A 13,032-nucleotide genomic window follows, 5' to 3' on the forward strand; every position below is an offset into this window, starting at 1 on the left:
ATCTCGGGACCGGGCGAAGAGGGCGAAAAAGTCAGGGCATCTTAACAATCGTCGGCTTGACTGTCGGCGCCTTGTAGACCGGAGCCCGTTGCAGCACCGAGGCAATGGCGGCACAGCGGCAGTGCACCAGCAGTATTTTGTCGTAGTGAATGCCTTGAGCCGACAGCGTATCGAACAGGTTCGAAAGCGTTGGCGATGGCATGCCAAAGCGGTTGCGCACCGTCAACACGTCCATCGGCGTGGGCGGCAGATGGCCGAGCAAAGGTGAGGCATTGGCGTTGCGCACGATGTTTGCAATGTCGCCATAGGGTTCGTTGTGAAGCGTCTGAAATTTCGACAGCGTGTAGTTCTTGAACCTGCCGGGCAGTGATGTGCCCGCCATGAGCTTGTCGGTGATGGTCAGTGGTGCGAGCGAAGGTCCGAGCGTCAATGGCGTGTTTCCGGCCGCGCTTGAAGCCGCGAAAGGCAGAGTGCGCCTGCTGACGATATTGTGCAGCAAGGGGTCGACGAGTTCGTAGCCGTGAGGGGCGTAGGTGCGCAGCTCGGTGCCGTTCGGGATTTTTACATTGGACGCCCACGGCAGGTAATGGCCGTGTGTGCTCACCACCAGCGTCCTGGCCTGACCCTTGTCCGAGGTCCAGAGCAGAAACCGGCGCCCCAGCTTCCAGGCGTGAACCGGCACACCACCCTGGTACGGTCTGCCGACCAGCGTCCAGCGCTTGAGCAATGCCTGGGTGTGGAAGAATGTTTCCAGACGCGTCGGCTGCCGCGACATCCACGGGCTTCGCTTGGCGCTGATGACGCGTGAGATGTCAGGCAGTGGGGGAATCACGCGTGTCGCCTGGCGTGAGGGCCTGATGAGCCTGTTCATCGAGCGCAACAGTTTGGGTGTCCGGGGACCCAGGTGCATCAGGCCCAGCGACAGGATTGCCAGCAACGCCTGGCTCTTTTCCGCATCACGACCGCCCGGCAGGTGTGCGGACGCGATGTTCAGCGAGACGATACCGATTTCAGTTGCCAGCGAGGCGATCAGTGCCGGGGTAAGCAGCACGGACATGGGGGCCAAAAGAAGTTGCAGCTGTTCAAGCCGGTCCGTCCACTCTCTCAAGGTCACCTGCCCGGACGTGACGATCCGGTCTTCGGCATCCATCAGCGCGTTCTGCTTCAGCATCCGGTGCAGGAACGCGAACGGCGAACCGTCTAGCTGCCGTTTGCACAGCACATGCAGCATCGCCTTGTATGTGTCCGGGTTGTAGATCTGGTCGGTCCACGGACGCAGGATGGACACCGGAGGAGTCGGTGCCCTGACGCCGCCCCATAACTTGAACAGATACTCCAGTCGCTGATGATGACGTACCGGCACGTGACGCAGAACGGCTTCGCGCCACTGGCTGTCGGCGGTGGCCACAATGAGGTAGGCATTGAGCGCGTCTTCGTCCGCGCACTCGATGAATGCCTTGGGGTGTCCCGCCTGATACAGCACCTTCTGTTTGTCTGCATGCTCAAGCATCAGCAGTCCGGTGTACTGGGTGTGCATGCCGTCAAAGACCGAGCCTTGCACATGGAAACCCAGGTCATGCCAGCGCAGGTCGTCGCGGTTGGACAGCGACGCCAGGATCAGGTCGAAACCGTCACGTGTCACGCGGCCCTGCTTCACCGCAATCAGCGCCTGACAGATGAATGTGGACTGGAAAGCCTGTTCGATTCCGGTCTTTTCCTGCTCCCAGAACGTGTCGATGCGTTCGGTCATCAGCGCGAGGAAATCAATCGTCCTTATGTGTTCTTCCACGGCGTAGGGATCAACTGCCAACTCAGTGTCGACGGCCCATTGACCCTGCCCCGTGGGGTCCAGAAACACCACGGTTTTCCCGCCATGATCGATGTAGCCGAGCGGCGTCTGAACCCGGTATTGGGTGACCAGCGCCTCGCTCAGGCTGATCGGTTTTTCGTGGGGCGTATGGACGTGAACAGCAGGGGTGCGGGCGTCACCCAGCGGTGTGGTCGAGGTGCCACGCCGGTACAGGAGGAATACGTGGTCGGGATCGTGCTGCAGACCTTGCCGGTCACTCAGGTAGCCTGACATGAGCCGGTTGGCCAGCCTTGAGGGCTCAGGCAACTGCTTCAGAATGGACGGCTGCGACTGCCAGAGGTCCACGCCGCTGGCCAGCGTGAGACTGCGCGCAACCGGCCTCAACAGATCGAATCGATCATAGCGCTCATCACTCAGCAACTCATCGGCGAGCAATGCCTGGGCGTCGGTCAGCCCGTCAAACACATCGCCTTCGATCAGCGTCAAACCCACGGATGCGGCTGTCTTTTCACTGCGCTCCAGCAGGTGCGAGGCGAACTCGTAGATACCTGCGTCATTCAATGCCGCCAGAAGTTTTCCAGTCATGTGCGCCGGGTCGCTGCTGATGTATTCGATGACTGTGCCGCGATTGTCCAGAACATGAATGAAGCAGTGCGAGGTCGCCGTTGAACTGACCTGAAACAGCCCGGCCACCGGATCGCCGTTGAAGGTGAGCATGCGGACCTCAGCCGTTTCGCCACGTCCGCTCTGTTCGAGCAGCGAGAGATCTGTGGGAAAGTCTTTCAGGCCCAGCGCATCCAGCGTCAGAAAATAACCGTAGCGACTGATCTGCCCACGAGCGTATTGCCGCGCCAGCGTGTCGAGAAAGCCAAGTCTGGACAGTGTCCGGTAGCTTTGCCTGTGCCGCGCCCAGAATGTCTCCAGCAGAATGCCGTAGTCTCGGGTCCAGGGCACATTGGCGATCAGTTTCAAAACGTCGGACGCGCTCGGTGATGGCGCATCATCCAGCAGCGTTGTGTCTGCGAGCGTGCTTCGGTAAAGCGCCATGTAGCGGGGCGGATCGAAGCTGGCGAGTGCAAGCTCGGTGAGCGACAGGCGCAGGCTGTCGTGCTCGTGCCCGTCATCATGGACGGCTGGATGCGTTTCGTTGGTGAAGGTGACGTGCAGTTGATCGGGGTCGAGTTTCTGGCCGGTTTTCTGTTTCAGGTACAGGGCCAGTTGCGCACGCAGGTACTGGCGTCTGGAGGGCGGTGCGTCCATGTCCAGCTGGCAGGCCTTGAGCAGCAAGGACGAATTGGCGATCAGCGCAAAGCCGGGACTGTTGCGCAGGGCCTTGAGTCTTTGCTCGATGGCAGTGTTCGAGTCAGTTGTCGCGGGCGGTTGATCGGTGGCGGCGGGTGGCTCCGCTGACGGGGCTGAAGCGAGAAGCGGGGTGTCGTGGGTGAAGGGTGTATGAGGGACGGTCATGGCATCTGGTCAAAGGGAATGATCAGCCACTATGTCGCACCGCCCCGGCCGATCAGACACAACTATGTATCTGATCGACACGACGGTCGCAGATTTACAGCTGGCGCAGGTAGGCGCGCCAGCCGCCCAGTTCGCTGATGTTGCGCGCACCTTCAAGGCCGTACGGCTCACAGATGAAACCGGTTTCCCATCGGCCGTCGGCGAGTTGCACCTTGCCCAGGCCCAGCGGTGCAGGGATGCCGGTCAGAAACGAACCCAGTTCGGCACTCGGCAACTCCCAGACCTCCACCTCGATCGCCACACCGTCTTCGGCCACACGCACCATGCCCGGCCGAAAAGGCGGGCCGCCTGCCAGTGCATAGAGCTGATAGTCGGGTGAGCTTTGTGTGGCTTCCAACAGGCGCGCGCCGCGTTGTTTCAGTTGTCCGTTGAGCGCCAGGCCGTCCAGATGCGCGCCGCAGACCACCAGCCGCGCCATGTCATTGCGCGCGACAGTGGTCGGTGTGGGCGGTGTGTTACCCGAGATCAATGGCAGGGCCGTGTGACGCTGGAAGGCATCGGCAAGACTGAGCAGATACTGGTCGGTGAAGGCGCGCCCGAACAATGTCACGCCCCACGGCAAACCGTTATCCATGAAGGTGCTGGGCACGGCGACGGCGGCGTAATCCAACAGGTTGACGAAGTTGGTGTAGTAGCCCAGTTCGGAATTGCGCAGCACCGGTTCGGCGAGCAGCTCGGCCGAGGTCACCGGCCGACCGATGCTCGGCGTCACCACGCAGTCCAGACCTTCCAGCGCCTTGTCGCAAATGGCCTTCAGTGCCTGTAGACGGTAGTGCGCGCGAAAAGTCTCGACGCCTGTGACGGCTGGCGCCTTGGCCAATACCGCACGGATCACCGGCAGCACCGCGGCAGGGTTTTCCTCCATCAGTTGCCCGGCGACGCTGTAGCGCTCGGCGACCCATGGACCGTCGTACAGCAGGCTGGCGGCTTCGAGAAACGGTGACAGGTCAATGGTCACCGCTTCGCCGCCCAGCGCGGTCAGGTGATCGATGGCGTCACTGAACAACAGCGGCCCTTGAATACAGCCGAAAAACTCAAGGTCTTCGGCACGCGGAACGCCGAAGCGAAACGGGCGTGGCGCGCCGAATGCGGTGGCGTCGTTCCACGCCGGGTTACGGCGGCTGTATTCATCGCGCGGGTCGAGTTTGGCGACCAGTGCCAGCAATTGGCTGGCTTCTCTGGCCGTGGCGGTGAACAGCGATACGCAATCCTGCGTGCGACAGGCCGGCACGACGCCTGCGGTCGAGATCAGGCCTTTGCTGGCTTTGGTGCCAACCAGATTGTTCAGCGCTGCAGGCACCCGGCCCGAGCCTGCGGTATCCGTGCCCAGGGAAAAGCTGCTGACGCCCAGCGCGACCGCCAGCGACGAACCCGAGCTGGAACCGCCGGAGGGATATTCCTTCAACACGCTGTTGGGGCACGGGCCGTAAGGTGAGCGGCTGCCATTGAGTCCGGTAGCGAACTGGTCGAGGTTGGTCTTGCCCATGGGCACGGCACCCAGCGCAACCAGTTGCTCGACAATGGTTGCCGAGCGTTCCGGCGTGTAGGCGTAGTCGGGGCAGGCGGCGGTGGTGGGAATGCCCGCGAGATCAATGTTGTCCTTGATCGCGAACGGCACGCCGTAAAGCGGCAGATCCTTGAGTTCGCGGTTTTCCAGCGCGACCAGATAGGGTTCCAGTTCATCCGGGCTCAGCAGATGGATGAACAGGTGATAGCCGGGATTCAGCTCGGCGGCTTTTTCCTGAAGCGCCAGGATCAACTGACGGGGTGACAGGGTGCCGGACTGGTAAGCGGCGCGAACGGAATCCAGACGCAGATCAGTCAACAATGGGTTATCGGTCATGGGGATGTTCCCTCAAATTGAATGATTCGGTTCAGTCCGCGTCGAGCACGACGACGCGCTGGCCTGCGCGCACGGCCGAGCCGGGTTGCACCCGCACGTCCCGCACGATGCCGCCGACTGGCGCGAGTACCGGGATTTCCATCTTCATGGACTCCAGCACCACCAGCACGTCGCCAGCCTCGACCCGTTCGCCGGGCTTGACCTGCACCTGCCAGAGATTGCCGGCAATGTGGCTGTCGATACCTTGCTGGCCCGGCTCGAGAACCGTCTCGTCAGTGGTCGGCGCGATGCTTTCCTCGCTCTCGAAGTTGGCTTGTCCATTGGCAATCCAGCGCTCGCGTTCGGCGTTGAACGCTGACTGTTGCTGGGCCCGGAATGCGGCGATGCCTTCGGCTTCGTGACTCAGAAAGCTCTGGTAATCGGTCAGGTTCAGGGTGCTGTGTTCGATGTTCAGATCGAATCGGCCCAGCGGGAAATCACGGCGGATGCGCAGCAGTTCCTCGGCGCTGACCGGATAGAAGCGAATCTGATCGAAGAAGCGCAGCAGCCAGGGTTTGCCCTCGAATGCGGCAACGTCTCGATAGCGATTCCACATCTGCAACGTACGGCCCACGAACTGATAACCGCCAGGGCCTTCCATGCCGTACACGCACATGTAGGCGCCACCGATGCCCACCGAGTTTTCCGCCGTCCAGGTGCGGGCCGGGTTGTACTTGGTGGTGACCAGTCGATGGCGCGGGTCCAGGGGCGTTGCAACCGGCGCGCCGAGGTAGACATCGCCTAGGCCCATCACCAGATAGCTGGCGTCGAACACGGTGCGCTGTACTTCGTCGAGATCGGGCAGGTCGTTGATGCGCCGGATGAATTCCAGATTGCTCGGGCACCACGGAGCGTCCTTGCGCACAGTGGTCATGTATTTCTCGATGGCCAGCTGACAGGCCGGGTCGTCCCAGGACAATGGCAGGTGCACGATGCGCGAGGCCACTTGCAGGTCTTTCGCGGCGCACACGGCGTCCCATTCGCCAGCGACGATCTCCAGCAGTTGTCTGAGCGGGAGCTGGGCAGGGTGGTAATGCACTTGCAGCGAACGGATACCCGGCGTCAGGTCGATCACGCCCGGCAGAGCCTTGGCTTCCAGCGCCAGCATCAGCGCATGGCCGCGAAGGCGCAGCACCAGGTCCAGCTCGGGTGCGCCTATTTCCAGCAGCAGGTGCGTGTCGCCGGACAGCCGCGCAACGAGACGTTTGTCGTCCTGGCCGATGTCCAGAATGATCGGGCTTTGCAGCTGGGTGATCAGCGAGGTGTGGCCTGGATTGCTTTCGCGGACAAGTCCGCTCCCAAGGGGGCTCACCGTTTCCAGTGGAAGTGAGCTTGCTTGTGAAGAGGCATGACACGCTTCGATCGTCACCGGATGAAACCGGACCTTGTCACCCGCCTTGAGCTGACCCAGTTGCCACAGGTCCGCCTCGATGATGGTCACCGGGCAGACGAAGCCACCCAGGCTCGGCCCGTCCGGCCCGAGGATCACCGGCATGTCGCCGGTAAAATCCACCGCGCCGATGGCATACGGGTTGTCATGAATGTTGGACGGGTGCAGTCCTGCCTCGCCGCCGTCGGCGCGGACCCACTCGGGCTTGGGTCCGATCAGACGCACGCCGGTGCGGCTGGAATTGAAGTGCACTTCCCAATCCGTCGCGAAAAACGTCTCGATGTACGCTTCGGTGAAGTACTCGGGCGCAGCGTGCGGCCCGTAGATCACGCGCATGTCGCGAACCTCGCCGAGGACCTCGAGCGCGTCATCGGCGATGCATGCGCCGACGCTGCGATCAGCCAGCGGCGCAAGGTGCAGCACATCACCGGCCCGCAACGCACGACCGCCATGGCCGCCGAACTGGCCGAGTGTGAAGGTGCTTTTGCTGCCCAGATAGTCCGGCACATCCAGCCCGCCCCGCACACACAGGTAACTGCGTGCACCGGCCCCGGCGGTGGTGCCCAATGCCAGTGTCGAACCGGCATTCACCAGCAGCGTTGTGTTCATCGGGCACGATTCGCCATCCAGGGTCAGCGGAATCGTTGCGCCGGTCACGGCCACCACCGCGTCCGTGTTGAAGCGCAGCAGCGGCCCGCTCATGGTGATTTCCAGCGCCGCGCACCCTTCGGCATTGCCCAGCAGCAGATTGCCCTGACGCAAGGCGCGGCTGTCCATCGGCCCGGACGGCGGAACGCCGACAGCCCAGTAACCCAGACGTCCCGGATAATCCTGAACGCTGGTCTGGGTGCCGCCGCTGAGCACTTCGAAGGTGTCGGCGTGATACACCAGATCTTCCAGGCAGCGTGTCCACGGCTGCCCGCTGGCGAACGGTGTATCGGCGATGATTTGACGCAAGTAATCGCGGTTGGTCTCCACGCCATACAGACGACTCTCCGCCAACGCTTCGGCCAGTGCAGCACTGGCTTCACCGCGGCTCGGTGCCCAGCTGATGAGCTTGGCGATCATTGGATCGAAGAACGGCGGGATCTCACAGCCGGCTTCCACCCAGGTGTCGATGCGTAGCGCCTGACCGTCTGCAGGCGGAAAGCTTACGGCGGTCAACAGGCCGGGGCAGGGCTGGAAGTCGCGGCCCGGATCTTCGGCATACAGACGCGCCTGAATGGCGTGCCCGTTCGGTTTCAGGGTGGCTTGCAGCTCCGCAAGCGGTGGCAGATCACCAGCCGCCAGTTGCACCATCCAGCCGACCAGATCCACGCCCCATACCTGTTCGGTCACGCCGTGCTCGACCTGCAGTCGGGTGTTCACTTCCAGAAAATAGAAGCGCTGATCCTGGCTGTCGAAAACGAATTCCACGGTCCCTGCGCTGCGATAATTGACGGCCTTGGCCAGCTTGATCGCCGCCGCACAGAGTTCATCCGCCATGCCTTCCGGCAGGTTGGGCGCGGGGGTTTCTTCCAAGACTTTCTGGTTGCGACGCTGCACCGAACAATCCCGCACGCCCAGTGCCAGCACTTCACCCTGACCGTCGCCGAACACCTGGACTTCCAGATGACGGGCGCGCTGGATGTACTTCTCGATGAACACCCCGGCGTCGCTGAAGTTGTTCTGGCCCAGACGCTTCACCGCCTCGAACGAGTCGGCCAGCTCATTGGCGCTACGGCACACCCGCATGCCGATACCGCCGCCGCCCGCCGTGCTCTTGAGCATGACCGGATAGCCAATAACCTCGGCGGCGGTGAGGGCCGCGTCGACGCTGTCCAGCAGCTCGGTGCCTTCCAGCATTGGCACGCCATGCTGTTTGGCCAGGGCGCGAGCAGTGTGCTTGAGGCCGAACACCCTGAGTTGCTCCGGCGTCGGGCCGACGAAAGCAATGCCCGCGTCCTCACAGGCCTGGGCGAACGCAGCGTTTTCGGAGAGAAATCCGTAACCCGGATGAATCGCCCCCGCGCCGCTGGCTTTGGCGATGGCGAGGATCTTGTCCACCGCCAGATAGGTGCCGGCCGCGCCGCCTTCACCCAGGCTGTGAGCCTCGTCGGCCTGCATCAGGTGCAGGCTGGCAACGTCGGCTTCGGAGTACACAGCCACGCCCTTGACCTTCAAGGTGCGTAGGGTTCGCAGAATGCGGCAGGCAATGGCGCCACGGTTGGCGATCAGCAGTTTGTCGAACATGGCATGACCCCGGAAACCGGACTGAATCGGTTTCGTGATGGGAAGCGGGCCGTCCCGCTAATAAACGTTTCAACGCAACGGTCGTCCGTTGCCGCCCGGATTCGGGGCTTGAAGCATCAACTAGTCGCGAACGACCAACTGCGCAGGCGTCGGGTTGTAGCCGTTGCAGGGGTTGTTCAACTGCGGGCAGTTGGAGATCAGCACGATCACGTCCATCTCGGCACGCAGTTCGACGTATTTGCCGGGCGCCGAGATGCCGTCCTCGAAGGTCAGGCCGCCGTCCGCTGTCACGGGCACGTTCATGAAGAAGTTGATGTTCGGCCCGATGTCTTTCTTGCTCAGACGACCGTCGTGCAGGCAGGCGCGCAGGTAGTTGTCGCGGCAGCTGTGCATGTGGCGTTTTTCCAGGGCATAGCGCACGGTGTTGCTTTCTTGCGCACAGGCGCCGCCCAGCGTGTCGTGCCGGCCACAGGTGTCATCGCGACGATGGTAAGCATCGGTTGGCCGAGGTTGGAAAACAGCACGCTGCCGGTGGTCAGGTACACGCTGTTCTGGCGGCGCAGGGTGCGTTGCACGTCGTAGCGTTCACGCGGGTTGGCAAGGCTGAAGAACAGCGTATCGACGGCCTGATTGCCTTCCAGGTCAAGGATACGCACGGTTTGTCCGGCTTTCACTTCGGCCAGAAACGGTTCGCCGGCCGGGATGGTTGCGTCGCAGTGTTGATGGTCGTGGGCATGCAGATTCATGACAGGGTCTCCTCAGGCGAACAGGCGGTCGGTGTTGATGAAGCCGCGCTCGTTTTCCGGGCGTGACGTGCGGCAGTGCTCGGCAATGCTGGCGTCGGCTTTCATCCAGCTCAGCTTGAGCGGCTGCGGCGCATAGGCCGGGTTCGGGTCCATCGGATGTTGCAGCGCGGTCAGTACCACCAGCGTGTCCATCGGTGCATACAGCTCGATGTAATCGCCTGCCTTCGAGTTGTCCGGCACGAAGTGCAGCACGCCGGTTTCGTCCACGTTGACCCGGCTGAACAGATTGAGGGTCATCAGCAGGTCTGACAGCCCCAGCCCCCACTTGCCCAGCTCGACCAGCAGGTTGTCGACGCCGTTGCGAAAGAAGCCGTTGCGCAGTTCCTGATAACGGCCCTGGCCGTACTTTTCAGCTACTTCCTGAGCATTGAGCACACCGCCAATGCTATCGCTCCAGCCGCAGGTGTCGGTAACGATGGCGGCCAGCACGCGGCCCATGTCCGAGTACAGGCAGTGACCGGCGCTCAGTCGTGCGGTGTGTTGGCATTTGAGGCTGTCAGGCAGGTTCAGGCGCTCGGTCTTTTCGTGAGCGTTGAGCAGCGTCAGGCTGACATTGGCATTGCCGTGCAGGTCGGTCAGGCGCAGCAGTTCGCCGCGCTTGAGGATGAACGAGCGATGGCCGCCGCCGGGCAGCATTTCTTCGGCGAAGACGGGGTAAAGCGTGGTCGAGTCAGTCATGGAGTGGGTTCCTCTAAAGCAGGTTTCAGCAGATCGAGTGCCGCACGCTCGGCGCGGCGTTCACTGTTGAGGGGAATGTCGTAGGTGATGCGCGCACCGTAGGCACTGGGGGAATGCGGGTCGTGGCGGACCTTGTCGAACACCAGCAGCCGGGTGCCGAGGTTGAAGCCTTCGGACAGGTCGTGAGTGACCATGAACACGGTCAGTTGCGTCTCGCGCCACAGCTCAAGCAACAGGTGGTGCATGTCCTTGCGGATACCGGGGTCCAGGGCGCCGAACGGCTCGTCGAGCAGCAGCACGCGGGGTTTCATGATCAACGCTTGGGCGATGGCCAGTCGTTGCTGCATGCCGCCGGACAATTGCGAGGGATACTTGTCCAGCGCATGCCCCAGGCCGACCTTGCGCAGCAACTGCGCCGCCTGCTCCCGAGCGTCCCGCTTGGCCTGGCCGAACAGTCGGCCGATCCAGCGTGAGCGGGGCAGCTCAAGGCCCAGCGCGACGTTGTCCAGCACGCTCAGGTGCGGAAACACCGAGTAGCGTTGGAAGACCACGCCACGGCTGGCGTCCGGTTCGTTGGAAAGCGGCTGACCGTCGAGCGTGATCGAGCCACGGCTTGAGGTTTCCTGGCCCAGCAGCAGGCGAAGAAAGGTCGATTTGCCGCAGCCCGACGCGCCGACCAGCGTGCAGAACTCACCTTCGGCAACGTCCAGATTCAAACCTTCCAGCACCACCTGATCGTCGTATTGCTGCCAGACGTTGCGCACGCAGATAAAGCTCATGCTCGCGCTCCTTCGTACCAGGGAAATGCACGACGGGTCAGGGCTTTCAGACCCCAATCCATCAGCCAGGCGAGCAGGGTGATCCAGACCACATAAGGCAGAATCACGTCCATCGCCAGATAACGGCGGACCAGAAAGATTCGGTAGCCCAGTCCGTCGGTGGAGGCAATGGCTTCCGCCGCGATCAGGAACAGCCACGCCGACCCCAGCACCAGCCGCAGGGCAATCAACAGGCGCGGCAGCAATTGCGGCAGGATCACCCGCAGGATCAGCGTCCAGGTCGAGGCACCGAGGGTCTGTGCCTTGATCAGCAGTTCGACCGGAATTTCACGCGCCCGCTGCTCCAGATCCCGCGCCAGAATGGGCGTGATGCCGATGACGATCAGCATCACTTTCGACAGCTCGCCCAGACCGAACACAATGAACAGAATCGGCAGGATCGCCAGCGGCGGCACCATTGACAACACCGTCAGCAAGGGCGACAGCGGCGCGCCGAACATCGGCAGAATCCCCGCTGCAATGCCCAGGCACAGCCCGAGAAAGGCACTGATGCCCAGACCGATGGCCAGCCGTTGCAGGCTGGACGCGGTGTCCTGCCACAACAGGTATTCGCCGGTGCGGACATCGGCCTTGAACGCCATGCGATTGACCGCATCGGCCATCTGCACCGCGCTGGGCAGCAGTTTGTCGTTGGGGTTTTCCGCAAGCCGGCTGGCCGAGCCCAGAAAATAGGCGAACAGCAGCAGGGCGAACGGCAGGATCACCAGAATCAGGCGACCGGCGCGATCCGGATGGCGGTTTATCAAGCGCATGGCAAAGACCTTTGTGCGAAACGTGAATTACAGCTTGCCGTCGGCGGCCATCTGCACGTAGCTGGGGTCAAAATTCAGCTTGAGATTGCCCTTGTCGCCGGTGGTCACACCGTTGGCAAAGGTCATGCCCACGGCCTTGTCATCCTTGGCACCTTCGCCGAGCAAGCCGTGCGCGAACGAGAAACCGGCGACCTTGCCCATGGTTTCCGGCAGCTGTTTGCTGGTGGCGAACTCAAGCGCTTCCTTGGGCGTGGCGAACAGTTTGGTGGTGTCCAGTTGCGACTGGAATCCCGCCAGATCGGTGCCCGAGGCCTTCGCCATGTGTTCCAGCGCAGCCTTGCTCTGGGCGTTTTTGGCGTTCATCAGCGCAACCACTTCAAACCATGCACCGGTCAGGGCCTTGCCCAGTGCCGGGTTGTCTTTCAGGGTCTGGGTGTTGACCACCATCATGTCCATGATCTCGCCGGGAATCTGGCTGGAGTTGAACACTTCGGTCACGCCCGGTTTGGCCTTGATTTCCGAGAGCATCGGGTTCCAGGTAGTGACGGCTTGAACATCATCGGTGTTGAAGGCGGCGGCGATATCGGCATCCGAGGTGTTGACCACCTTCAGGTCTTTCTCGCTCAGCTTGGCGCTGTCCAGGGCACGGGCCAGCAGGTAGTGGGAAACCGACAGTTCGACCAGATTGACGTCCATGCCCTTGAGGTCGGCGATCTTCTTGCCTTCGCCCTTGAGTACGACGCCGTCGTTACCGTTGGAGAAGTCGCTGACGATCAGCGCCGTGCTTTCCACGCCACCGGCGGCCGGAATGGTCAGGGCGTCCATGTTGGTCATGGTGCAGCCATCGAACTGGCCGGCGGTGTACTGGTTGATTGACTCGACGTAGTCGTTGAGCTGGGTGACATCGATCTTGATGCCGTACTTCTTGGCCCATTTGTCGACGATGCCCTGAGTGCCTGCGTATTCCCACGGCATCCAGCCTGCGTAGATCGTCCAGCAGACGTTGAAGTGATCCTTGGGAGCGGCGTTCGCCGAGAAGCTCAATGCAGCGAGAAGACCGGCGCAGAGCAGGCCCGAGAGACGTGACGTTGACTTGAGCATCGAGAGATCTCCAGT

The 13,032-nt window shown here is 62.1% G+C and carries 7 protein-coding genes and 1 pseudogene; all 8 read right to left on the reverse strand.

Annotated features, from left to right (window positions below):
- Nucleotides 1-31: 31 nt before the first annotated feature.
- The 8 genes and pseudogenes from CFBP1590_RS06290 to CFBP1590_RS06325 all read right to left on the reverse strand — a co-directional run bounded on the left by CFBP1590_RS06290 (nt 32) and on the right by CFBP1590_RS06325 (nt 13,017).
- Nucleotides 32-3,277, reverse strand: a complete 3,246-nt coding sequence (locus tag CFBP1590_RS06290) for a dermonecrotic toxin domain-containing protein (protein ID WP_088234674.1) — start codon at nt 3,275-3,277, stop codon at nt 32-34.
- A 94-nt stretch (nt 3,278-3,371) separates the two neighbouring features.
- The gene (atzF, locus tag CFBP1590_RS06295; protein WP_088234675.1) at nt 3,372-5,180 is read right to left on the reverse strand and encodes an allophanate hydrolase; all 1,809 of its coding nucleotides are present in this window, start codon (nt 5,178-5,180) and stop codon (nt 3,372-3,374) included.
- Nucleotides 5,181-5,211: 31 nt separating this feature from the next.
- Nucleotides 5,212-8,841, reverse strand: coding sequence for an urea carboxylase (uca, locus tag CFBP1590_RS06300; protein WP_088234676.1), 3,630 nt, complete (start codon nt 8,839-8,841; stop codon nt 5,212-5,214).
- A 120-nt stretch (nt 8,842-8,961) separates the two neighbouring features.
- A pseudogene (locus CFBP1590_RS06305) lies at nt 8,962-9,587 on the reverse strand (urea amidolyase associated protein UAAP2).
- 12 nt (nt 9,588-9,599) lie between these two features.
- Complete coding sequence (locus CFBP1590_RS06310; protein WP_088234677.1) at nt 9,600-10,325, reverse strand: urea amidolyase associated protein UAAP1; 726 nt, start codon at nt 10,323-10,325, stop codon at nt 9,600-9,602.
- Nucleotides 10,322-11,104: an ABC transporter ATP-binding protein gene (locus tag CFBP1590_RS06315; RefSeq protein WP_088234678.1), complete on the reverse strand. Its 783-nt coding sequence runs from the start codon at nt 11,102-11,104 to the stop codon at nt 10,322-10,324. The genes CFBP1590_RS06310 and CFBP1590_RS06315 overlap by 4 nt, the downstream gene beginning before the upstream one ends.
- Entirely contained in the window at nt 11,101-11,916 is an 816-nt protein-coding gene (locus tag CFBP1590_RS06320; protein ID WP_088234679.1) for an ABC transporter permease, read from the reverse strand. Before CFBP1590_RS06320 ends, CFBP1590_RS06315 begins: the two co-directional genes overlap by 4 nt.
- Before the next feature lie 27 nt (nt 11,917-11,943).
- Nucleotides 11,944-13,017, reverse strand: coding sequence for a putative urea ABC transporter substrate-binding protein (locus CFBP1590_RS06325; protein ID WP_088234680.1), 1,074 nt, complete (start codon nt 13,015-13,017; stop codon nt 11,944-11,946).
- Nucleotides 13,018-13,032 lie beyond the last annotated feature (15 nt).

The sequence above is a fragment of the Pseudomonas viridiflava genome, assembly GCF_900184295.1.
In the GTDB taxonomy this organism is placed as follows: domain Bacteria; phylum Pseudomonadota; class Gammaproteobacteria; order Pseudomonadales; family Pseudomonadaceae; genus Aquipseudomonas; species Aquipseudomonas viridiflava.